General features: G+C 68.6%; 19 protein-coding genes. 7 read left to right on the top strand and 12 right to left on the bottom strand.

Going from position 1 to position 22,903, the window contains the following annotated elements; translation table 11 throughout:
• Position 1: 1 nt before the first annotated feature.
• From P0Y43_RS01285 to tssA, 12 genes are all read right to left on the bottom strand, one after another.
• The gene (locus tag P0Y43_RS01285; protein ID WP_275635484.1) at positions 2-430 is read right to left on the bottom strand and encodes a DcrB-related protein; all 429 of its coding nucleotides are present in this window, start codon (positions 428-430) and stop codon (positions 2-4) included.
• Positions 431-443: 13 nt separating this feature from the next.
• On the bottom strand, positions 444-2,381 hold the full coding sequence (locus P0Y43_RS01280; protein WP_275635483.1) for a type VI secretion system Vgr family protein: 1,938 nt from the start codon (positions 2,379-2,381) through the stop codon (positions 444-446).
• An 11-nt stretch (positions 2,382-2,392) separates the two neighbouring features.
• The gene (gene tssH / locus P0Y43_RS01275; protein WP_275635482.1) at positions 2,393-5,062 is read right to left on the bottom strand and encodes a type VI secretion system ATPase TssH; all 2,670 of its coding nucleotides are present in this window, start codon (positions 5,060-5,062) and stop codon (positions 2,393-2,395) included.
• Positions 5,055-6,107: a type VI secretion system baseplate subunit TssG gene (gene tssG, locus P0Y43_RS01270; RefSeq protein ID WP_275635481.1), complete on the bottom strand. Its 1,053-nt coding sequence runs from the start codon at positions 6,105-6,107 to the stop codon at positions 5,055-5,057. The genes tssH and tssG overlap by 8 nt, the downstream gene beginning before the upstream one ends.
• On the bottom strand, positions 6,071-7,933 hold the full coding sequence (gene tssF, locus P0Y43_RS01265) for a type VI secretion system baseplate subunit TssF (protein WP_275635480.1): 1,863 nt from the start codon (positions 7,931-7,933) through the stop codon (positions 6,071-6,073). Before tssF ends, tssG begins: the two co-directional genes overlap by 37 nt.
• Complete coding sequence (gene tssE, locus P0Y43_RS01260; RefSeq protein WP_275635479.1) at positions 7,930-8,445, bottom strand: type VI secretion system baseplate subunit TssE; 516 nt, start codon at positions 8,443-8,445, stop codon at positions 7,930-7,932. Before tssE ends, tssF begins: the two co-directional genes overlap by 4 nt.
• A complete protein-coding gene (locus tag P0Y43_RS01255) occupies positions 8,439-8,879 on the bottom strand; it encodes a hypothetical protein (RefSeq protein ID WP_275635478.1) in 441 nt (146 codons plus the stop codon). Before P0Y43_RS01255 ends, tssE begins: the two co-directional genes overlap by 7 nt.
• Positions 8,876-9,316, bottom strand: coding sequence for a type VI secretion system amidase effector protein Tae4 (locus tag P0Y43_RS01250; protein ID WP_275635477.1), 441 nt, complete (start codon positions 9,314-9,316; stop codon positions 8,876-8,878). Before P0Y43_RS01250 ends, P0Y43_RS01255 begins: the two co-directional genes overlap by 4 nt.
• 63 nt (positions 9,317-9,379) lie before the next feature.
• Positions 9,380-9,868 (bottom strand): Hcp family type VI secretion system effector, encoded by a 489-nt coding sequence (locus P0Y43_RS01245; RefSeq protein WP_275635476.1) that lies wholly within the window; start codon positions 9,866-9,868, stop codon positions 9,380-9,382.
• 104 nt (positions 9,869-9,972) lie between these two features.
• Complete coding sequence (tssC, locus tag P0Y43_RS01240; RefSeq protein WP_275635475.1) at positions 9,973-11,466, bottom strand: type VI secretion system contractile sheath large subunit; 1,494 nt, start codon at positions 11,464-11,466, stop codon at positions 9,973-9,975.
• A 10-nt stretch (positions 11,467-11,476) separates the two neighbouring features.
• A complete protein-coding gene (tssB, locus tag P0Y43_RS01235) occupies positions 11,477-11,992 on the bottom strand; it encodes a type VI secretion system contractile sheath small subunit (RefSeq protein ID WP_275635474.1) in 516 nt (171 codons plus the stop codon).
• Positions 11,993-12,048: 56 nt separating this feature from the next.
• Positions 12,049-13,080: a type VI secretion system protein TssA gene (tssA, locus tag P0Y43_RS01230; protein ID WP_275635473.1), complete on the bottom strand. Its 1,032-nt coding sequence runs from the start codon at positions 13,078-13,080 to the stop codon at positions 12,049-12,051.
• A gap of 393 nt (positions 13,081-13,473) precedes the next feature.
• On the opposite strand from tssA, the gene tagH reads away from it, so the two are divergent.
• Genes tagH through P0Y43_RS01195 form a run of 7 tightly spaced genes read left to right on the top strand, consistent with a single transcriptional unit; the run spans position 13,474 to position 22,899 of the window.
• Positions 13,474-14,814 (top strand): type VI secretion system-associated FHA domain protein TagH, encoded by a 1,341-nt coding sequence (gene tagH, locus P0Y43_RS01225; RefSeq protein WP_275635472.1) that lies wholly within the window; start codon positions 13,474-13,476, stop codon positions 14,812-14,814.
• Between the two features lie 48 nt (positions 14,815-14,862).
• Complete coding sequence (gene tssJ / locus P0Y43_RS01220; protein WP_275635471.1) at positions 14,863-15,360, top strand: type VI secretion system lipoprotein TssJ; 498 nt, start codon at positions 14,863-14,865, stop codon at positions 15,358-15,360.
• Between the two features lie 15 nt (positions 15,361-15,375).
• Positions 15,376-16,710 (top strand): type VI secretion system baseplate subunit TssK, encoded by a 1,335-nt coding sequence (gene tssK, locus P0Y43_RS01215; RefSeq protein WP_275635470.1) that lies wholly within the window; start codon positions 15,376-15,378, stop codon positions 16,708-16,710.
• Positions 16,711-16,716: 6 nt separating this feature from the next.
• Positions 16,717-18,027 carry a DotU family type VI secretion system protein gene (locus P0Y43_RS01210; protein WP_275635469.1) on the top strand — a complete coding sequence of 437 codons (1,311 nt, stop codon included), beginning with the start codon at positions 16,717-16,719 and terminating at the stop codon, positions 18,025-18,027.
• Positions 18,024-21,530 (top strand): type VI secretion system membrane subunit TssM, encoded by a 3,507-nt coding sequence (tssM, locus tag P0Y43_RS01205; RefSeq protein WP_275635468.1) that lies wholly within the window; start codon positions 18,024-18,026, stop codon positions 21,528-21,530. Before P0Y43_RS01210 ends, tssM begins: the two co-directional genes overlap by 4 nt.
• Positions 21,527-22,183, top strand: coding sequence for a type VI secretion system-associated protein TagF (gene tagF / locus P0Y43_RS01200; protein WP_275635467.1), 657 nt, complete (start codon positions 21,527-21,529; stop codon positions 22,181-22,183). The genes tssM and tagF overlap by 4 nt, the downstream gene beginning before the upstream one ends.
• On the top strand, positions 22,180-22,899 hold the full coding sequence (locus tag P0Y43_RS01195) for a PP2C family protein-serine/threonine phosphatase (protein ID WP_275635466.1): 720 nt from the start codon (positions 22,180-22,182) through the stop codon (positions 22,897-22,899). The genes tagF and P0Y43_RS01195 overlap by 4 nt, the downstream gene beginning before the upstream one ends.
• Positions 22,900-22,903 lie beyond the last annotated feature (4 nt).

The raw sequence follows: 22,903 nt of genomic DNA, 5'->3' as shown, positions 1-22,903 counted from the left end.
GTCAGCCCAGGTTGTCGAAATCGAGCGACTGCTTGAGCGCCGCCCAGTGCGCCGCCTCGGCCTCACCCAAGGGCTGCGCCTTGACGTAGCTCAGGGCGAACATCTTGCGGGTGCCGGGCAGCACCAGCGCCAGTTGGTACTGGAACACCTTCTCGCTGCCCTTGCTGAACTGGCTGGACAGCTCGATGGCATCCACGCCCTGGCCCACGCGCACGGCCTGCGCCGGCTGGAAGCGCAAATCCTTGACCTGCTGCTGCAGGCGCTGCAACTGGCCGTCGAAGTTGCTTTGCAGGGTCTCGCCCTCGGCCAGCAGGCTGCGGCTGACGATCAGCGAAGTGCCCAGCGCCTCGAAGCGCAGGATGTTGATGCTGGTGTCGTGCAGCCCTGTGTCGGGCAGGGCGAAGCGGAATTCGTTGAGGCGGTAGCTCATGGGGGCGTCTCGTTTACTGGCCTTTGTCGGAGAAGATCGCCTTCACCGAGTCGTCGATGGTGGTTTTCACGCCCTGGTCGTCGGGCGCGGTCTGCGCGCCGCTGCCGACGTTCAGGTCGAGGGTGCCGTCGGTGTTGATCTCGGCGTCTTGGCTTGCGTGAAAGCTGAACTGCACGCAGCTGAGGTTGATCTGCCCGCTGGCGTTGAGCTCGATCACGCTCTTGCCGCAGACCAGGCGCAGGTTGTCGCCGACTTCGATCAGGTAACTGGTGCTGATGCTGTCGGTCTTGCTCGCGCCGACCAGCAGCATGTCGTCGCGGCGCACCGCGCGGATGCGGTCCTGGCCGATGGTGATGGTTTCCAGCAGGCCCACGGTCTGCACCCGGCTGGCGCCCACCGACAGGGTTTCGTTCTGCTCCACCACGGTGTCCATGTTGCGTTCGGCGTGCACGTACAACTGCTCGGCGCCCTTCTTGTCCTCCATGCGGATTTCATTGAAGTTGGCCGGGCTGCCGCCCTTGCTGGAGCGGCTTTTCATGCCGCTCTGGGTGGCGCCGGCGGGCAGGTCGTAGGGCACCGCCTGCTCGGCGTTGTACACGCGCCCGGTGATGATCGGCCGGTCCGGGTCGCCTTCGAGGAAGCTGACGATCACCTCCTGGCCGATCCGCGGCACCTGCATCGAGCCCCAGTTCTTGCCGGCCCAGGCTTGCGACACGCGGATCCAGCACGAGCTGTTCTCGTTGGACTGGTCGTGGCGGTCCCAGTGGAAGTGCACCTTCACCCGGCCGTACTGGTCGGTCCAGATCTCCTCGCCGGCGGGGCCGACCACCACGGCGGTCTGCGGGCCCTTGACGATCGGCCGCAGGGTGCTGGCGACCGGGCGGTAGCTCTGCTGCGCGTCGATGCAGCTAAGGTTGCTTTCGAACTGCGGCGCGCCGCCGCCGCTGCCGGTTTCCAGACGCTCCTGGAGCACGTGGTAGCGCGCGCTGACGATCAGGTATTCGCGGTTCTGGTCCTGGCGTGCGAAGCCTTCGAGGTTGAACAGGTGGCCACTGCCAAGGCCGCGCGCGTTGCCGCGCAGCTCGATGCGCTCGTGCAGGCTTTGCAGCGACTCCAGGCGCGTGCGCGCGTAGTGCTCGCCGTCCTGGGTCTGGCTGTAGGCGCCGGGGTAGTCGTACAGCGGGTAGTCGCCGGCCTGGTGCGGGCGCGGCAGGGTCGAGCGCACGTCGATGCGCGCGCTGGGGCGCTGGAAGTCGTAGTCGTTGAGCTCCAGCGAACCGGGCTGCACCTCCTGGGCCAGGTACCAGTCGTTGATGTGGTCGCGCTCGCGGTGCTGGCCGTCGGGCGGGTAGAACGGCACCGTCTCGTAGCCGGGCGCCTTCTGGTGCGCGCCGTAGGCGTCGGCCAGCACCAGCACGTGGCGTTCAGCCTCGTGGCGGAAGAAGTAGTAGATGCCTTCTTCCTCCATCAGCCGGCTGACGAAGTCGAAGCTGGTCTCGCGGTACTGCACGCAGTATTCACGTTCGCGGTAGCCGCGGCTCAGGGCGTCCTCGAAATCGGAGAAACCCAGGTCGCGGAACACCTGCTTGATGATCTGCGGCGCGGTCTGGTGCTGGAAGATCCGGCAGTCGCTGGTGCGCGTCAGCAGCCACAGCCAGGGCCGCAGGGTGACCCTGTAGCTGGCGAACTGGCCACGCTGCACCGACTGGCTGCAACGCGCGACGATGCCATGGAAGTGGCGGCTGTTGCCGACGTTCAACTGCACCGACAGGCTCATCGGCTTGCCCAGCAACTGGTTGAGGTCGATGGCCGGATCGTCGCTGGTCAGCTGCAGCTCGTAGTCGAACAGGCGGCCGAGCTCCTCGCCGCCGGCCATCTCCTCGAGGATCAGCACGTCCGGGCCCAGGGGGCTGTTGATCTGCGCCAGGCGCGTGAGTTGCTTGAACAGCATGGTCGGTTCCGTCAGCCCGTGGCGCCGAAGTCATAGTGCAGGTCGTTGTCGCGGCGGCTGATGCGCACGCTGGCCAACGGCTGGCCTTCGAGCAGGCGGGTGAGGAACTCGCGGCTCATGTCCGGCAGCAGGCCGTTGGTGAGGATCGCGTCGATCATTCGCCCGCCGCTCTCGGTCTCGGTGCAGCGCGAAACGATCAGCTCGACCACGCCATCGTCATAGGCGAAGCCGACCTTGTGGGTGGCCTCCACGCGCTTGCGGATGCGCTCCAGTTGCAGGCGGGTGATGGCCTGCAGCATGGCGTCGCTGAGCGGGTAGTAGGGGATGGTCACCAGGCGCCCGAGCAGGGCCGGCGGGAAGATCTCCAGCAGCGGCTTGCGCAGTTGCGTGGCCACCGCATCGGGCTCGGGCAGCGCCTCGGGGTGCTTGCAGATGTCGGCGATCAGCTCGGTGCCGGCGTTGGTGGTGAGCAGGATCAGCGTGTTGCGAAAATCGATCTGGCGGCCTTCGCCGTCTTCCATCACGCCCTTGTCGAACACCTGGAAGAAAATCTCGTGCACGTCGGGGTGGGCCTTTTCCACCTCGTCCAGCAGCACCACGCTGTAGGGCCGACGGCGCACCGCCTCGGTCAGCACGCCGCCTTCGCCATAGCCGACGTAGCCGGGGGGCGCGCCCTTGAGGGTGGAGACGGTGTGCGCTTCCTGGAACTCGCTCATGTTGATGGTGATCAGGTTCTGCTCGCCGCCGTACAGGGCCTCGGCCAGGGCCAGCGCGGTCTCGGTCTTGCCCACGCCGGAGGTGCCGGCGAGCATGAACACGCCGATCGGCTTGTTCGGGTTGTCGAGCCCGGCGCGGGAGGTCTGGATGCGCTTGGCGATCATCTTCAGCGCGTGGTCCTGGCCGATGATGCGCTTGGCCAGGTGGCTGTCGAGGTTGAGCACGGTCTCGATCTCGTTGCGCGCCATGCGGCCCACCGGGATGCCGGTCCAGTCAGCGACCACCGAGGCCACCGCCTGGTAGTCGACGGTCGGCAGAATCAGCGGCGCTTCGCCTTGCAGCGCGGCCAGGCGCTGTTGCAGGTCGACCAGTTGCTCGCGCAGCGCATGGCTGCCCTCGACCTCGTGGTCGACCACGCCCACCTGCTCGCGCAACTGCGCGCGGGTGGCCAGCAGTTCGTCCACCAAGGCTTTCTCATCGGCCCAGCGGCTTTCCAGTTCGGCCAGGCGCTGGCGCTCCTCGCCCAGCAGGGTCTCGGCCTGGGCCTGGCGCTGCCCGATGGCCACGCCGATGGCGGCCTCGCGGGCGATGATCCGCAACTCGACCTCCAGCGCCTCGATGCGCCGGCGGCTGTCGTCGACCTCGGCCGGCACGGCGTGCAGGCTGATCGCTACCCGTGCGCAGGCGGTGTCGAGCAGGCTCACCGACTTGTCCGGCAACTGGCGCGCCGGGATGTAGCGGTGCGACAGCTTCACCGCCGCCTCCAGCGCCTCGTCGAGCACCTGCACCTGGTGGTGCTTCTCCATGGTCGAGGCCACGCCACGCATCATCAGCAAGGCCTTGGCCTCGCCCGGCTCGTCCACCTGCACCACCTGGAAGCGGCGGGTCAGGGCCGGGTCTTTCTCGATGTGCTTCTTGTACTCGGCCCAGGTGGTCGCCGCCACCGTGCGCAGGCTGCCGCGGGCCAGGGCCGGCTTGAGCAGGTTGGCGGCGTCACCGGTGCCCGCCGCGCCACCGGCGCCGACCAGGGTGTGGGCCTCGTCGATGAACAGGATGATCGGCTTGGGCGAGGCCTGCACGTCCTCGATCACCTGGCGCAGGCGCTGCTCGAACTCGCCCTTCATGCTGGCGCCGGCCTGCAGCAGGCCGACGTCCAGGCTGCGCAGCTCGACGTCCTTGAGCGCGGGCGGCACGTCACCGGCGACGATGCGCAGGGCGAAGCCTTCGACCACGGCGGTCTTGCCGACGCCGGCCTCGCCGGTGAGGATCGGGTTGTTCTGCCGACGGCGCATGAGGATGTCGACCAACTGACGGATCTCCTCGTCACGGCCGACGATGGGGTCGAGCTTGCCGCTGCGCGCCTGCTCGGTGAGGTCGACGGTGAAGCGCTTGAGCGCCTCCTGCTTGCCCATCGCCGCCGGCGCAACGGCACCGCTGGCTTCGCCCGGCACCCCGGCGTTGAAGCCGTCGCTGGCCGCCAGGTGGTTTTCCGGCGAGTCGCCGACGTACTCGTCGAAGCGTTCGCTCAGGGCCTCGACCTTGAGCTTGGCGAACTCGCCGCAGAGGCTCAGCAGGGCGTTGCGCAGGCTTGGGGTCTTGAGGATGCCCACCAGCAGGTAGCCGGTGCGCACCTGGCTTTCGCCGAACATCAGGCTGCCGTACACCCAGCCGCGCTCCACCGCCTCCTCCACTTGCGAGGACAGGTCGGTGATCGAGGTCGAGCCACGCGGCAGGCGGTCCAGGGCGTCGGTGAGGTCACGCGCCAGGCGCGCCGGCTCGACGTTGAACTGGCGCACGATGCGGTGCAGGTCGCTGTCTTGCAGTTGCAGCAACTGGTGCAGCCAGTGCGCCAGTTCCACGTAGGGGTTGCCACGCAGTTTGCAGAACACCGTGGCGGCCTCGATGGCCTTGTAGGCGACGCTGTTGAGTTTGCCGAACAGCGCGGCGCGGCTGATTTCACCCATGGTCCATGCTCCTTGTGGCAGGCGATTCGACCGGTTGCCCGGCGTAGTAGCGGGCCAGCGACAGGTCGTTGGCGTCGTGTGGCGGGCGCCCCAGCCAGGTGTCGAAACCCAGGCGGCGGCCGCTGTCGGTGCGCAGGGCGGGCACTTCGCCCTGCTTGAGGATCAGGTTGAGGTCCCAGTCCAGCTCGTGGCCCAGGTATTCGGCGACCCACGCGGCCAGCTCGACGAACGCCTGCCCACCGGGCAGCAGGGCGTGGTACTGGTCCAGGGTCAGCGGGCCGAGGCACAGGCGGAACTTGTGCTGGCGGTCCCAGGTGTAGCGGCCCAGGCACAGGTCATGGCCCAGGCGGTTGGCGCGCACGCCGAGCTGGCTGCGTTCAGGCAGTTCCAGCCACTGGCCGACGTACTCCTCCAGGCGCACCGGCACGCCGAAGTAGCCGGCGAGGATGCTGCACAGGCCGTCCGGGTAGCGGGTCTGCGCCGCCAGGTGGCCGGCGTAGTGCAGCTTGGCGGTGTCGGCCAGCGGCCCCTGGCCGAGCAGCGCGGGCTGCCCGCGCCCGCTCAGCGCGGCCAGGCGCGCGGCCCAGTAGTCATCGCCCGGGCGGTCATGGCTGACGGTCGGCCGGGCCTCGGCCCAGGCGCGGTAGAACAGGCTCAGCAGGCGGTGGTGGAAGATGTCGAGGAAGCGCTTGCTGGTGGCGTCGGCGTGGTTGCGCTGGCGCTCGCGCATGTACTCGGTCAGGTGCAGCGGCAGCGGGCCGTTGGGGCCGCCGAGGCCGAAGAAGAACTGCTCCAGGCGCGCCGGGCCCTGGTCTTCGGCGGGGGTGACCGAGGCCAGCGTGGCCGGGGCGAAGGCGCAGTCCAGGCGCTGGCCCAGGCGCACCGGCTCATCGGCCAGGCGCAGCGAATGGCCGAAGCGCGGTAGCTCGGGGTGTTCGGCCTCGAGGCGGCGCAGGGCCTGGAAGAAGTCGTACTGCCAGGGCTCGGCCTGCATCGCTTCGAGCGTGTTCACAGGGTCGGCCTGCGTCCGGGCTTGGCTTTCCATCGCATGATCTCGCCGCGTTCGGTGGTGCGCAGCACGGTTTCGGTGAAGCTGTTGATGGACACGTAGCGGGTCAGGAAGCGCTCGAACACCGCGCCGAGCAGGAACACGCCGGTGCCGCGGAAGGCGTTCTCGTCGAACTCCAGGGTGATCTCCAGGCCCCGGCCGAAGACGATCGGCCCGGGCATCGGCAGGCGCCGCGTGCAGGGCTGGCTGCTGACTTCGCGCAGGCCGTCGATCTGCAATTGCAGGGCGCTGTCCTGGCTGTCGCCGTACAGGCGCAGCAGTTCGCGCAGGGCGGCAGCGCCCTGGCCGCGTTCGGCCAGCGACAGGTAGTTCAGCGACAGTTGGCTGATCAGCCGCCAGGCGCGGTTGTCGTGGGCGTGGCTGGCGCGCGGGCGGCTGGGGCCGGCCAGGCAACGCACGGCCGATACGGGCGCGCTGTCGGCCAGGCTGAAGTCGCTGCGCCCGTCGCCGACGGTCATGAACAGTGGCAGGTCGCGGTTGCTGCACAGCGCGCTGATGCCCAGCTGGCGCAGGTCGTGGCGGTACGGCGCCTGCTGGCCGTCGACCAGGCTGACGAAGGTCTCGCTGCCCATGTAGCTCGAGCGCGTGCCGTTGCGCCGCTGCTCGCTGGATAGCACGCGCGGCTCGCGGCGCACGATGTAGTAGGCCTGGTCGCGGCCATAGCGCGACGGGTCGCGCACCGCGTAGAACGGCAGGAACGCCTGGTCGGCGCCGGTGCCGTGGCCGGTCACCTGCTGCAGCGAGTGCACCTCGAAGTCGGTGGGCCGGGTGCGGTCGGCGATCACATGGTGCTCGTTGACCTTGTCGCTCAGGTGAATGCGGTCGACCCGGCGCGGGAACAGGTTGATCGCCGGGGTGCAGAAGGGCACGAAGCGCTGCGGGCCGACGCTGCCTTCCAGGCTCGGGTCGAAGCGCTCGAACAGCACCAGCAATTCGAGCTCCTGGCCGTCGCAGCGTTTTACCGCGCGCTCCAGGCCGGCGAAGTCGACGAACAGGAAGCGCTGCGGCAGGGCGAAGTATTCCTGCAGCAGGCGGTAGCCCTGGAACGCCTGCGGCACCACCGGCAGCGCCGCCTCGCGGTCGTCGAAACCGCACGGGCGCAGGGCGTCCTCGACGGCGATGCGCTCGACCCAGTCGCCGCCGGGCTGGCGCGCGAACACCGCGCAGGCGTTGCCCAGCAGTTGCTCGTAGAGGCGGAACGGCGTTTCGTCGGCGCCGTTGAGGTACAGCGGCAGGTGCGTCAGTGGCAGGCTGGCGAAGGGCGTTTCGGCGCCGCTGCGCAGGGTCAGGCGCAGTGCGGCGCGGGCCTTCGGCTCGCTGGCGGCGAGGCGCCCGAGCACCGCGCCGGGGTTGCCGAAGTAGTCGGCGCGGGCCACTTGCAAGGGCCACAGGGTGACGTCCTGGGTGGTGCGGAATTCGCACGGGGTTTGCGCGTCGCGGCCCAGGTTGGCGCGCAGCACGCTGTCGCGCGGCAGGGCGAAGCCTGCGCTGAGCGAGCCTTCGTCGGGGTCGGTCTGCAATTGCACCACGGTCATCGACGGGGTCGGCGCCAAGTAGTGCGGGTAGGCGATTTCCAGCAGGTTATGGGTGAAGGTCGGGTATTCGGCGTCGAGCTTGAGCTGCACCCGCGCGGTGAGGTAGGCGAAGCCTTCGAGCAGGCGCTCGACATAGGGGTCGGCGCAGTCGATGCCCGACAGGGTCAGGCGCCCGGCGATCTTCGGGTATTCCTTGGCGAACTCGGCGGCGCTCTCGCGGATGTGCCGCAATTCCTGGTTGTACAGCTCGAGCAGGCGCGGGTTCATGCCCGCCTCCGGCGCTCGGCAGGGGCCACGCGCACATGGCCGGACTCCAGGTCCAGGTCGGTGTGCAGCAGCAGCGGCAGCGCCGCCGGCTGGGCCCACAGGTCGCCTTCGATCTCGAAGCTCAGGGCGTTGGCGTTCATCTCGCCGGGGGCGGCCTGGGCGCGCACCTTGAGGGTGTGGGCGAGGATGCGCGGCTCGTAGGTGGCGATCGCCTGGTGGATGATGCGTTCCAGCGCGCCGAGGTCGATGTTCGAGGCGCTGTTGCCGGCCAGCGCCGGCAGGCCGTAGTTGAGCACCGAGGCGCCGGCAGGCGTGCCCAGGGTGGCGGCGGCGTCGAGCAGCGAGGTGGTGTTGAGCAGCCAGGCCAGGTCGCGCAGCACCGAGGCCTTGAGCTGGTGCAGCGACAGCACGCGTTTGTCCGGGGCTTCCTGTGGGTTGCCGGGGTCGTCGTCGGTCAGGCGGTCGAGCAACGAGGGTTGCAGGCGATCGCGGGCGGCGATGTCGGCTACCACGTGAACAGCCCCACGAAGTCTTTCTGGTCCACCGGGCCGGTCGAGCAGCTTGCGCCGGTTGCCAGGATGGAGGGCTCGAGCCGGGTCTTCATCAGCCGCACGGCCTGGTACTGGCTATTGCATCGGCCTGGCTGCGACGGGTCGGCTGCCACATGGCTCACGATGATGATCTGTGCGCCATTGAACCGCTCCACGCGAGGCTTGCCGCTGTTGCGCTCCGGGCTCAACTGGCAGGGCCATGGCATTTGCAGCTCGAGCAATGACTGATCGGCCTTTTGCAGCGCGCAGCGGCCTTGGTGATTCACCAGCGCAAGCCGGTGTTCGCCAAGCCTGACCTGTAGGCCGGGCGGCGAAGATGACGGGGCTGGTTGGGCACACGCATTCAGGGCCAGCGCGATCAGCAGGCCAGGCGCCGCTTTGAGCAGTCTGTTCATTTCAGCTCCCAGAACCACACCGCCTTGGAGCGATGGGCTTGGTCGGCGAAGTAGCCTGTCACCCGGCCTCGGTCCCACAGGTCGATGTGGTCGCCGGTACGGTTTTCGAAGGACTGCCCCGCACGGGCGAAGCAATCCTTGAAGAAGATGATGCCGCGCTTCTCGCTGAGCTTGCGCCGGTCTGCGGCGCTGCCGCTCAGTTGCAGTGGCGCGCCGAGGTGGTGTTTCCACAGCCAGTTGGCCAATGACTCGGCGCCCCTGGCGTGGTCATGGGCGCAACGCGGCTCGCTGTAGGTCCTGGCATTGACCTTGATCGTATGCTCGCCGTTGAGCGCGATGCTCATGCGAATTGCGCATTGGTTGTCCCACGGGCCATCGCAAGGCGAGGCGTCGGTGGGGTAGGCATTCCACAGGTTGATGAAGGCAGGCTTGGCCATGGGGGCACCTTGCGCGGGTCAGGCGTGGGGAGGGCGCTGGCGCCTTGGCGCCAGCGCGGCCGGTCAGATCTTGACGTTCTGGCGCACGTTCCAGCCGTACTTGATGGCGCCGCCGTCCTTGGTGCCGTCGGCCTTCTGCGGCTGGTAGTCGACGGTGACCTTGGCGAAGTTCAGGCTGACGTTCTCGGTCAGGCGGTCGTCGCTGCCCGAGCCGCCGGTGCTCAGCGAACTGATGATCACCTCTTCGAGGTTGATGATCATGTACTCGATCTGGCTCTCGCCGCCGGCCTTGCGCACGGTGAGCTTGACCTTGTCGATGTGCTTGCCGCTGGAGCAGTGGGCCATCAGGTTGGGGCTGGACTTGTCGACGTACTTGGTGATCGACAGGTCCTGGATGCTGACCTTGCCCGAGCCACCGCCGGTGCCCATGTGCATGTTGCCGGACTGGGACATGCCCCAGCTCCAGTTGAGCACGTCGATTTCGTCCTTGTGGGTCTTGTCCATGGACTCGCCCTTGATGTCGCCGATCTTGATGAAAATATCTACAGCCATGATGTCCTCGGAGTTTCGCGTCGGTTGGCGGTTCTATCGGGGCTGCTGCGCAGCCCATCGCGGGCTTGCCCCGCGAAGGCGCGCGCGGCGGCCCCCGTTCAGGCTCAGGCCCCTTTGGCCGAAGGCAGCTTCGACACCAGGCGCAGCGACACCGTCAGCCCTTCGAGCTGGTAGTGCGGGCGCAGGTAGAAGCGCGAGTTGTAGTACCCCGGGTTGCCTTCGACCTCCTCGACCACCACCTCGGCGGCCGCCAAGGGATGCTGGGCCTTGGTGGTCTCGGTGGAGTGCGCCGGGTCGCCGTCGACGTAGTTGAGGATCCAGTCCTGCAGCCAGCGCTGCATCTCGTCCTTCTCCTTGAACGAGCCGATCTTGTCGCGAACGATGCACTTCAGGTAATGGGCGAAGCGGCAGGTGGCGAACAGGTACGGCAGGCGCGCGGCCAGGTTGGCGTTGGCGGTGGCGTCCGGGTCGTCGTACTCGGCCGGCTTCTGCAGCGACTGGGCGCCGATGAACGCGGCGAAGTCGGTGTTCTTCTTGTGCAGTAGCGGCATGAAACCGTTCTTCGCCAGCTCCGCCTCGCGACGGTCGGAAATGGCGATCTCGGTCGGACACTTCATGTCCACGCCACCGTCGTCGGTGGGGAAGGTGTGCGCCGGCAGGCCCTGCACCTCACCGCCCGACTCCACGCCACGAATGCGCGAGCACCAGCCGTAGTGCTTGAACGAACGGTTGATGTTCACCGCCATGGCGTAGGCGGCGTTGGCCCAGGTGTACTTGCTGCTGTCGGCGCCGTCGGTGTCTTCCTCGAAGGCGAAGGCCTCCACCGGGTCGGTCTTGGCGCCGTAGGGCAGGCGCGCCAGGAAACGCGGCATGGTCAGGCCGATGTAGCGCGAATCCTCCGACTCGCGCAGCGAGCGCCAGCCGGCGTATTCCGGGGTGGTGAAGATCTTGGTCAGGTCGCGCGGGTTGGACAGCTCCTGCCACGAGCCCATGCCCATCACCGTGGGCGAGGCGGCGGAGATGAACGGCGCGTGCATCGATGCGCAGACCTTCGACACCTCGCCCAGCAGCTCGACGTCGGGGGGCGACTGGTCGAAGTAGTAGTCGCCGACCAGGCAACCGTAGGGCTCGCCGCCGAACTGGCCGTATTCCTCTTCGTAGAGCTTCTTGAAGATCGGGCTCTGGTCCCAGGCGGTGCCCTTGAACTTCTTCAGGGTCTTGTGCAGGTCAGTCTTGGAGATGTTGAGCACGCGGATCTTCAGCTGCTCGTCGCTCTCGGTGTTGTTGACCAGGTAGTGCAGGCCGCGCCAGGCGCTTTCCAGCTTCTGGAAGTCATCGTGGTGGATGATCTGGTTGACCTGGGCGGTGAGCTTGGCGTCGATGGCGGCGATGATCTGCTCGATCGAGCCGATGGCGTCGTTGGACACCAGGCTGGTCTGCGCCAGGGCCTGCTCGGCGAGGGTGCGCACGGCGCTTTCCACCGCTTCCTTGGCGCGCTCGGTCTTGGGCTTGAATTCCTGAAGCAGCAGCGCGGCGAACTCGCTCGGGTCCTGGGTGGCGGCCGTGGCGGCCTGGGTATCGCGCAATGGGTCGGTCATGACGGGTTCCTCAGGCACTCGGCTCGGTGTCGGCGGGTTTCGGCGCGCTGGCCAGGGCCTGCAGCAGGGCGGGGTCCTTGATGGCTTTCAGGATGATGTCTTCGGCGCCGGTCTTGCCGTCCATGTAGGTCAGCAGGTTGGCCAACTGGGTGCGGGCCTCCAGCAGCTGGTTCAGCGCGTCGACCTTGCGCGCCACGGCGGCGGGGCTGAAGTCGTCCATGCTCTCGAAGGTGATGTCCAGGCTCAGGTTGCCGTCGCCGGTCAGCTCGTTGGGCACGTTGAACGCCACGCGTGGCTTCATGGCCTTCAGGCGCGAGTCGAAGTTGTCGACGTCGATTTCCAGGAACTTGCGCTCGGCCACTGCCGGCAGCGGTTCGGCGGGCTTGCCGGCGAGGTCGGAGAGCACGCCCATGACGAAGGGCAACTGGACCTTCTTCTCGGCGCCGTACAGTTCGACGTCGTACTCGATCTGCACCCGTGGCGCGCGGTTGCGCGCGATGAATTTCTGGGAGCTGTCTTTGGCCACGTGGTTCCTCCTGGGCGCCGCTCGGGCGGCGTCGTTCGTTGCGGCTGGCGGTGGTGTCAGTCGGCCTCGGGCCCGCGCAGGTTCTCGAACTGCGAAAGGCCGTCGGGGATCAGGTCGCGGACGATGGTCGCGAAGTCGGCATCGACCAGGTTCTTCGCCCGGCGCAGCAGTACCGGCAGCGGGCTGGAAGGCTCATGGCGGGCGTAGTACTGGAGCAGGCGGTCGAGGCTCTGGCGCACGTCTTCGCGGCTGTTCACCTCGCCGGGGCGGGCCGCCGGACGCGAGCTGGCCTGGGGCGCCTCGGACGCGGGCTGGGGGCTGTCAGGGCTGGCGGCCTCGGCGCTGTCTCCGGCCGGCGCCGCGCCGCCGGGGGCGTAGTCTGCGAGCACCTGCAAGGCCAGGCGCAGCGGCTGCTTGAGCTCGCCGAGGTCGACGCCGCTGGCCGAGCCGACCTGGTCGCTGACCCGCCGCTCGATGGCCTCGCAGGCCTCGCGCGCCAGCTTCAGCGCCTCGCGGGTCTGCGCCAGTTGCTCGGGGTCTGCGTCGCGCAGGGCGGCGGCCAGTTCCTCGACGCTCAGGTGCTCGCTGGCGAAGGTTTGCAGGCCGGCGGCGTGCAGCGCGGCGCGCAGCGTCACCGGGCCGAAGGCGCGCGAGCGGGCCAGCACGGCGTCGCGCAGCAGGGCGATATTGGTGTCGCAGGTCAGCCCGCCGAGGGCGTTGATGCGCACGGTCGGGTCGTTGTCGTCGGAGGCGTCGAGCTGTGGGTGCAGGTGCAGCCAGTACTCGCCGAGCAGGTCGCGGATCAGCTCGAGGCTGGCGGCCAGGCCTGGCAAGCCATGCAGCGCCAGGTTGGCCTGGACCAGGAAGTGGGTGATGCGCAGGTCCTTGCTGCGTTGCAGCAGGGTCGTGCTGGTTTGCTCGATGGCGCGCCACGCGGGTGGTTCGGCGGCCTGCACGGCATCGCCCATGACCCGTTCCGGGCGCCCTTGGGCGTCGCGCTCGAGTTGCAGGAAGTCGGCGTCGTACTCGAGGTCTTCACCACAGGGAAAGTCCGCGGAAACAGCGGCGAGCAGCAACGGTGAGTTCACCAGAATCGATCTCCGTATCGTCCCGTGGCGAGGGTGTTTAATGCGCTAAGTTGTTTTTGTGAACTGGCGCACAAACTTAAGAAACAATATAAAGCTGATATCAGGGTGATATCACATTGGCATTCAGAAGTTGCGCATTTATGGTTTATTTCCAAAACGCTGTCAAGGTAAGCTAGCCGCCCTGCAGTGGAGCTGTGATCGAGTTTGCAGGTTGGACAACCCATTTGTCGGCCGCTATCAAAGTGCCTTATCGATGGCGTTAAAATCCTCGTCCACACGCTGAAATTATTGATGAAGCTACTGATTTTTAAGGGTTTTATGGTTTTCTGAGCGCGGCTTTAAAAAAGCACTCGATTGAATGGATGCGTGTTTCATATATATGCAGGAGGCGTGATGGCACTTTGCCTAACTATCACCAGTTATCACAAGATTACGCCGGGTCAATGCCCGGAGAAGATTGTCGAAAACGGTGCCATCACTATTGGCCGTGGCGCGGACAATGATTGGGTATTGCCCGATCCAGAGCGCTTGGTATCGTCTTCGCACTGTGTGGTGCAGTTTCGCGACGGGCGGTATTACTTGACCGATAACAGCACCAACGGCGTGGAGTTAGTGCATGCCGGTGTACGCCTGCGGCGCGGTAACAGCGAGCCGTTGATGGACGGCGAAGTTATTCGGATTGGCGATTACGAAATCCAGGCGCGCATCGATTCGGGCTTTTCCCTGGCTTCGGCCAGTGCGCCAGGCGCGCAGAGCTTCGAGGCCCTGATGGCCAACCAGGCCGCGCCAGCGACACCCACCCTGGGTGCGGCGCCGGCGGCCTTCCTGCAAGGCGCTTCCAGCCACGACACGCTGCCCGACCTGTTCGATTTCCTTGGCCCGTCCAGCACCCCGCCGGCCAGCCAGCCGGACCACGTGCCGGCCCAGCAGCACGACTTCCGCCCGCCAACCCCCGTGGCCCCGACGCCACCGCCCCAGGCTGCGCCGCCCGCCGCCCCGGGGGTGATCCCGATGGACTGGAACCTGCTCGACGACACCTCGCCACTGGCGCCGCCGCCTCAAGCCACCCCGCCGCGGGAGGTCGCGCCTGCGCCCCTCCCAAGCCCTGCGCCCACGCCCGTCGCGCCGCCCACCGCCGCCACGGGCGATGCGCTGTTGCAGGCGTATCTGCGCGGCGCCGGCATCGAGCACCTGCGCATCGACGCGGGCGACGCCGCCGCGCAGATGGAAGCGCTGGGGCGCAGCTACCGGCTGATGGTCGAGGGCCTGATCGACGTGCTGCGCGCGCGCAGCAGCCTCAAGGGCGAGTTCCGCATGCAGCAGACCACCATCGCCCCGGTGCAGAACAACCCGCTCAAGTTCGCGCCGAATGCCGACGAGGCGCTGCTGTTGCTGCTGCGCCACGGCAACCCGGCGTTCATGGCCCCCGACCAGGCCGTGCGCGACAGCTTCGACGACCTGCGTGCCCACCAATTGGCGGTGATGGCCGGTGTCGAGGCGGCCATCAAGCAGTTGCTGGCGCGCTTCGAGCCGGGCCTGCTGGAGGCCCGCCTGGCTCCCGCCGCAGGGCTGGCCAAGCTATTCGGCGGTTCGCGCCAGGCCCATTGCTGGCAGCAGTTCACCGCGTTGTACCAGCAGATTTCCCAGGAAGCCGAGGACGATTTCCAGGACCTGTTCGGCCGCGAGTTCAGTCGCGCCTACGAGGCCCACAACGCCCGTTTGCAACGCGCCTGAGGGCCGGCACCCCGGCAGGAAGAACACCAATACGTCATGAGGACGAGGATGAGTGCAACAAGACTGATCGCAGCCGTGGCCTTCGTGCTGCTCAGTGGCTGCGGCAAGGACGCGGCGGTCGCCCCGGCGCCCGCGCCAGACGCCCAGGCGCCCGCCGTCACCCTGTACTTCAGCGCCGCCGCCGGCCTCAACCCCGGTGCGACCGGCAGCCCCGCCCCCGTGCGGGTGCGTCTCTACGAACTGAAGAACACCGCCACCTTCGCCCGCGCCGACTACTTCGCCCTGGCCGAGCGCGCCCAGGCCACGCTGGGCGCCGACCTGCTCGACCTGGACGAGGTGCTGCTGCACCCCGGCGAGCAACTGCGCCTCGAGCGTCCGCTGCACCCGGCCACGCGCCAGGTCGGCCTGGTGGTCGGCTACCGCGAGGTCGACCAGGCGCAATGGCGCAGCGTGCTGCCGGTGCCGCCGCGCGACTACCAGATCAGCCTCGATGTGCGCGCCGTGCGCAGCGCCGTGGCCGCCCCGCAACCTGAGCCTGCCCGCTAGGCAATCGGAGAATTCATGTCCTGGAACAATCGTGTGGTCTGGTCGGAAGGCATGTTCATCACCACCCAGCACTTCCAGCAGCACGACCGCTACCTGGAGAACTTCATCGACGCCCGCAGCCGCCCGTTGTCGACGGCGGCCTGGGGGTTCTCCGAGCTGTTGATCGACCAGGGCCTGCTGGCCCAGGGCAAGCTGGCGATCCTCAGCGCCCGCGGCCTGTTGCCTGACGGCACGCCGTTCGACATCCCCCGCGACGACCTGCCGCCGCCGCCGCTGGAAATCCCCGACGACTTGCGTGACGCGGTGATCCACCTGGGCCTGCCGCTCAAGCGCGCCGGCGCCCGCGACACGGTCGACGACGGTGAGCTGCCCGACGGTGCGCGCTACGTGGCGCGGGTCAGTGAGGTGCGCGACGACAACGCGCCGTTCGAGAACCGCGCGCCGCTGGCCCTGGGCAGCCGCGCCCTGCGCCTGCTGCGCAGCGAGGACGGCCTGGGCGACCACGCCGCGCTCGGCGTGGTGCGCATCCGCGAGAAGCGCGCCGACCGCGCCCTGGTGCTGGACGACAGCTACATCCCGCCGCTGCTCGACGTGGCCGCCAGCAACCCGTTGTCGGGTTTTCGCAGCGAGCTGCTGGGCTTGCTGCACCAGCGCGGCGAGGCCCTGGCCGGGCGCGTGGTGGCCTCGGCCAACGGTGGCGCCTCGGAGATCGCCGACTTCATGCTGCTGCAACTGGTCAACCGCGCCCAGCCGCTGGTCGAGCACCTGGGCCAGTTGAGCCCGCTGCACCCGGAGCGCCTGTACAGCGAACTGGTGGCCCTGGCCGGCGAATTCGCCACCTTCACCCGCGAAGGCCGGCGCCCGGAAAGCTACCCGGTGTACCAGCACGACGACCTGGCGGCGACCTTCCAGCCGGTGCTGGGCGCGCTGCGCGAGGCGCTGTCGACGTTGATCGACAGCAAGGCGGTGGCCATCCCGATCGTCGAGAAGGCCTATGGCGTGCACGTTGCCCAACTGGCCGACCGCAGCCTGCTGGACAGCGCCAGCTTCATCCTGGTGGTGCGCGCCGACGTGCCCAGCGAGACCCTGCGCAGCCGCTTCGGCCAGCAGAGCAAGATCGGCTCGGTGGAGCACATCCGCGACCTGGTCAACCTGCAACTGCCGGGCATCGGCCTGCTGCCGCTGCCGGTCGCGCCCCGGCAGATCCCGTTCCATGCCGGCTCCACCTACTTCGAGCTGGACCGTGGCAGCGAGCACTGGAAGCAGTTGCAGCACTCCGGCGGCTTCGCGTTCTACGTCGCCGGCGAATTCCCTGGCCTGAACCTGGCCTTCTGGGCCATTCGAGGATAAGCCGCGATGCAACCCGACGACCCGCAGGCCTTCGACCGTACCCAGTTCATGCCGCGCCCTGGTGGCCGTGGCCCGCAGCCGGCGAGCCCGGCCCAGGCCGCGCCCGCGCCGCAGCCCCAGGTGCCCGCCGAGCCGCTGGCGCCCGGCCAGGGCCAGGGCCTCAACCCCCTGGAGCAGGCCGCCGGCCCCTTGCTGGCGCTGCTGACCCGCCTGCGCAACACCCTGGCCCACCCGGCGCCGGCCAGCCTGCGCGCGCAACTGCTGGCCTACCTGCGCCAGTTCGAGGAACGCGCCGAAGCCGCTGGCGTGCCGCGCAACGAGGTGTTGCTGGCGCGCTACGCGCTGTGCACCGCTCTCGATGAAGCGGTGCTCAGCACGCCTTGGGGCAGTGCCAGCGACTGGGGCAAGCAGAGCCTGCTGATCACCGTGCACAACGAGGCCTGGGGCGGCGAGAAGGTGTTCCAGCTGCTCGAGCATTGCCTGCAAAGCCCGCGTGAGCGGCTGAACCTGCTGGAGCTGCTGTACCTGTGCACCAGCCTCGGTTTCGAGGGCCGTTACCGGGTGATGAACGGCGGCCGCGCGCAGCTCGAGGCGCTGCGCGAACGCACCGCGGCGACCCTGCGCGCCACCCGTGGCGAGATCGAGCGCGAGCTGTCGCCGCACTGGCGCGGCGTCAGCGTCAGCCGCGACCGCCTGGCGCAGTTCGTGCCGCCGTGGGTCGGCCTGGCCATCGCCCTGGCGCTGTTGCTGCTGGTGCTGTTCGGCCTGCGCCTGAAGCTGGCCGCTGATGCCGAGCCGATATTCCGTGGCATCCACGCCCTGGGCGAGATCCCGGTGCAGGCCATGGACCGCCCGGTGGTGCAGCCCAAGCCCGTGGAGCGCCCGCGCCTGGCAGGCTTGCTGGCCGAAGACATCAAGGCCGGGCGGGTCGCCGTGGAAGACGCGGTGGACCGTTCGGTGGTGACCATTCGCGGCGACGAGCTGTTCGCCTCCGCCAGCGCCAGCATCAAGGGCGACTTCCAGCCGCTGATGCTGCGCATCGCCGAAGCGCTGGCCAAGGTCAAGGGCAACGTGCGGGTGACCGGCCACAGCGACAACCAGCGCATCGCGACCCTCCGTTTCCCCTCCAACTGGGCACTGTCCCAGGCCCGCGCCGAAGAAGTGCGCGACCTCCTCGCCGCGCGCACCGGCCAGCCCGTGCGCTTCACCGCGCAGGGCTTGAGCGACACCGAACCGCTGGCGTCGAACGACAGCGCCCAGGGCCGGGCGAAGAATCGCCGGGTTGAAATCACCGTATTGGCGGAGGGCGTCGAGTGAAGGCGTTTTTCGGTTTTCTCGTGCGCTGGGTGATCCCGGTGCTGGGCCTCATCGCCCTGAGCCTGATCATCTGGTTCGTCGGCCCGCTGCTCGACTGGCTGGCGCCGCCGACGCCGCGCTGGCTGTTGATCGCGCTGCTGTTCCTGGCCTGGGGCGGCTATCGCGCCTGGCGCATCGTCCAGGCCCGGCGCCAGGCCGCCCAAGTGATGGCAAACCTGGCCGCCGAGACCGCGCCAGACCCTGCCAGCGTGGCCACCGCCGAAGAGCTGGCGACCCTGCGCCAGCGCATGGACGAAGCCCTGGCGCTGCTGAAGAAAGCGCGCCTGGGCGGTGACGAGCGGCGCAACCTGTACGAGCTGCCCTGGTACGTGATCATCGGCCCGCCCGGCTCGGGCAAGACCACCGCGCTGGTGAATTCCGGCCTGCACTTCCCGCTGGCCGCGCAGATGGGCGAGGGCGCCATCCGCGGCGTCGGCGGCACGCGCAACTGCGACTGGTGGTTCACCGACCAGGCCGTGCTGCTCGACACCGCTGGCCGCTACACCACCCAGGACAGCCACGCCGAGGTCGACAAGGCCGCCTGGCTGGGCTTCCTCGACCTGCTCAAGCGCCAGCGCGCGCGCCGCCCCATCGACGGCGCGTTCATCGCCATCAGCCTGTCCGACCTGCTGCTGGGCAGCGACGCCGAGCGCGCCGCGCACGCGCAGGCCATCCGCAAGCGCATCCAGGAGCTGTACACCCAGCTGGGCGTGCGCTTCCCGATCTACCTGATGCTGACCAAGCTCGACCTGGTGCCGGGCTTCATGGAGTACTTCGACAACCTGGGCAAGGAAGAACGCGCGCAGGTGTGGGGCATGACCTTCCCGCTCGACGACGGCCAGCACGGCGACGGCCCGCTGGCGCAGTTCGACGCCGAGTTCGCGCTGCTCGAACAGCGCCTGAGCCAGCGCCTGGTCGAACGTCTGCAACAGGAGCGCGACCCGGCGCGGCGCGACCTGGTGTACGGCTTCGTGCAGCAGTTCGCCGCCCTGCGCGGCAACCTCAAGGCCTTCCTCGATGGCGTGTTCAAGCCCAATGCCTATGAAGACCGCGCCCTGCTGCGTGGCGTGTACTTCACCAGCGGCACCCAAGAAGGCAGCCCCATCGACCGGCTGATCGGCAGCATGGCGCAGAGCATGGGCCTGGACCGCGCGCACCTGGCGCGGCAGAACGGCAGCGGGCGCAGCTACTTCATCGAGCGGCTGTTCAGCGCCGTGGCCTTCGCCGAACGCGGGCTGGTCGGCAGCGACCCCAAGGTCGAGCGGCGGCGCAAGTGGCTGGCCCGTGGCGCCCTGGCGCTGAGCGTCGCCCTGGTGCTGGTGGTCGGCACCCTGTGGACCCTCAGCTACCGCGCCAACCAGCAGTACATCGCCGAGGTCGACAGCCGCCTCAAGCCCCTGGGCAAGCGCGTGCAGGAACTGAGCCCGGCCCAGCGCGAGGTGATCGAGGTGCTGCCGCTGCTCAACGCCGTGCGCCGCCTGGCCGACGACCCGCCGGCCTGGGCCGAGGGCCTGGGGCTGTACCAGGGCGACATGCTCGAGGGGGAATCCAGCAGCGTGTACCGCAAGCTGCTGATCGCCATCTTCGCGCCGCGCCTGGTCACCCGCATCGAGGAGCAGCTGTATGCCGGCGGCCCTTCGGACTACCTCTACGAGGGCCTGAAGGCCTACCTGATGCTGGCCGACAACGCGCACTACGACGCGGACTTCATCAAGGCCTGGATCAGCCTGGATTGGGAGCGCCACCTGCCGCGCGACCTGGCCCCCGAGCAGCGCCAGGCCCTGGAGCAGCACCTGGCGGCGCTGTTCGACAAGCGCCCGCCCAACGCCCGCCTGGACCAACGCCTGATCGACGACACCCGCCGCCAGTTGCAGCAACTGCCGGTGGCGCAGCGCGTGTACGACCGGGTCAAGCGCCAGAAGCTGCCCGCCGGGGTCAGTGACTTCCGTATCAGCGACGCCGCTGGCCGCGATGGCACGCTGGTGTTCCAGCGCAAGAGCGGCAAGCCGCTGACCGAGCCATTGCCGGGCATCTTCACTGTCGACGGCTACCGCAAGGCGTTTCTCGCCGCGAGCCTGGCCCATAGCGAGACCTTGGCCGAAGAGCGCTGGGTGCTGGGCCGCGAGCTGGGCGAGTCGGGCGATGCCAAGCGCCTGGCCGACGACGTGCGCCAGCTCTACTACCAGGACTACATCCGCCACTGGGACGCGCTGCTGGCCGACCTCGACTTCGTGCCGATCACCAGCGTCGGCCAGGCCGCCGACGTGCTGCGCGTGCTTTCCGGGGCGGCCTCGCCGCTGAAGAAGCTGCTCCAGGCCGTGGCCAAGGAAACCGACCTGCAACAGCCCAGCGTGCTCGACAAGGCCCAGGCCAAGGTCGAGCAGGCCGGCGTCGATCAACTGCGCCAGCGCCTCGGCGGCTTGCTCGGCGATACCCCGCTGGCCAGCGACAGCCAGGCCGCGCGCGAGGTGGACCCGGTGACCGCGCACTTCGCCGACCTGGCGGCGCTGGTTGCCAGCGGCGAAGGCCAGCCGGCCGCGCTCGATGGCCTGCTCAGCGACCTCAACGCCCTGTACGTGCAGGTCAGCGGCATGGTCGGCGCCAGTGGCGAGGCGCTGCTCGGCGAGGCCAAGAACCAGGCCCAGGCCGCCGCGCAGCGCGTGGCGCTGGGGGCGGCGCGCCAGCCCAAGGTGGTGCAGGAACTGGTCGGCTCGGTGGTCGGCTCGACCAACGCCATCGTCATGGGCGGTGTGCGCAACCAGCTCAACGCCGCCTGGGCCAGCGAGGTGCTCAACGTCTACCGCCAGTCGCTGAGCGGGCGCTACCCGCTCAGCGCCGGCAGCCCGCGCGATGCCACCTTGGAGGACTTCGGCCAGTTCTTCGGCGTCGGCGGGGTGATGGACAACTACTTCCGCAAATACCTGCAACCCTACGTCAACACCGCCACCACGCCGTGGAGCTGGCAGCCGGGTGCGGCGCAGAAACTGGGCATCAACGCCAGCGTGCTGGGCACCTTCCAGCGCGCGGCGAACATCCGCGATGCGTACTTCCGCAACAGCGCTGGCCTGCAACCGGGGGTGCGTTTCGAGCTCAAGCCGGTGGCGATGGATGCCTCGATCACCCAGTTCCTGCTCGACCTCGATGGCCAGCAGGTCAGCTACGACCACGGGCCGAGCCGGCCGGTATCGTTGCAGTGGCCCAACCCCAACAGCATTGGCGTGGTGCGCCTGTCGATCTCGCCGCCCTCTGGCACGGGCCGCTCCGGGCTGACGCTGGAAGGGCCGTGGGCGTGGTTCCGCCTGCTCGACCAGTCCGACCTGATCGCCGGCAGCACGCCGGAGCGCTTCAGCCTGCGCCTGCGCGTGGATGGCGCCAGTGTGTCCTACGAGCTGCGCGCCAGCAGCGCCTTCAACCCGTTCCGCAGCCGAGTGGTCAGCGGTTTCAGCCTGCCGGAGCGCCTGTGAACGACGTCGGTTTCTATGGAAAGTTGGCCAGCCGTGGCGATTTCGTCAGCCGTGGGTTGCCGCAAAGCTTCATTCAGCCGTGGGACCGCTGGTTGGCCGCAGGGTTGCAGGCCAGCCAGCGGCAACTGGGCGAGCAGTGGTTGCAAGCGTACCTGGTGAGCCCGCTGTGGCGCTTCGCGCTGGCGCCGGGGGTGTGTGGCGCGGAGGCGGTGGTGGGGGTGGTGATGCCGAGCATTGACCGGGTCGGGCGGTATTTTCCGTTGACCGTGGCGCAGGTGTTGGCGCCGGGGGAGTCGTTGGCGGGGGTGGTTGCCGGGGGCGATGCGTGGTTCGAGGGGGTTGAGGATGTGTTGTTGGCAACCCTCGAAAGCGATGCCTCCTTCGAGGCCTTCGAGGCTGCGGTGCAGCCTTTTCGCGACGCAAGGCCGCTCCCACAGGGGGCGCGCCTGGCCATCGGTGGCTTGCAACGCTTCGAAGTGACTTCCGCCGAGGGGCGGGGGGGGGCGTTGGCCGAGTGTGGGTGCGAGGGCATGAGCCTGTGGTGGGGGCGCGGGTCGGAGCGCATCGCGCCGGGGTTGATGCGCTGTGCCGGGTTGCCACGCAGCGAGGACTTCGCCGGGTTCATGCTCGGCAGCGAGGCTGTGGCCGTATGAGTGGCGTGATGTATTCGGCAGCCAGCCACAGCCATGTCGGCATGGTGCGCAAGATCAACGAAGACGCCTGCCTGGAGCTGACCGCCGAGGGCCTGTGGGCCGTGGCCGATGGCATGGGTGGGCATGCGGCGGGCGACTACGTGGCCAGCCTGACCGTCGACAGCCTGCGCCAGTTGCCCCCGCTCGCCGGGCTGGACGACTGCGCCGAGGCCGTGCGCGAGACGCTGGTGCGGGTCAACCGGGCGGTGCGCGAGGAAACCCGTCGCCGCGGCGTGGCGCTGATGGGCAGCACCGTGGTGGTGCTGGCCGTGCGCGGCGACCGGGGCATCGGCCTGTGGGCCGGTGACAGTCGCCTGTACCGCCTGCGCGACGGGCGCCTCGAGCGCCTGTCGCACGACCACAGCTACGTCCAGGAGCTGCAGGACAGCGGCCTGCTCAGCGAGGCCGAGGCGCGGGTGCACCCGCGCGGCAACATCGTCACCCGCGCCATCGGCGTCGAGGACCACCTCGAGCTGCAAAGCGTGGCCCTGCAGGTGCTGCCCGGCGACACCTTCCTGTTGTGCAGCGACGGCCTGACCAAGACCGCCGAAGACCACGAACTGGGCGAGGTGCTCGGCCACGCCGACCCTTACCAGATGGTGCGCGGGCTGGTCCACCTGGGCCTGACCCGGGGCGCCCCCGACAACATCACCGCCGTGGTCGTCAAGGCCGAGTGAAGAG

The organism is Pseudomonas entomophila (assembly GCF_029193575.1).
Lineage (GTDB): Bacteria > Pseudomonadota > Gammaproteobacteria > Pseudomonadales > Pseudomonadaceae > Aquipseudomonas > Aquipseudomonas entomophila_G.
The sequence above is the reverse complement of the archived record's forward strand: the minus strand, read 5'-3'. Positions and strand labels throughout refer to the sequence as shown.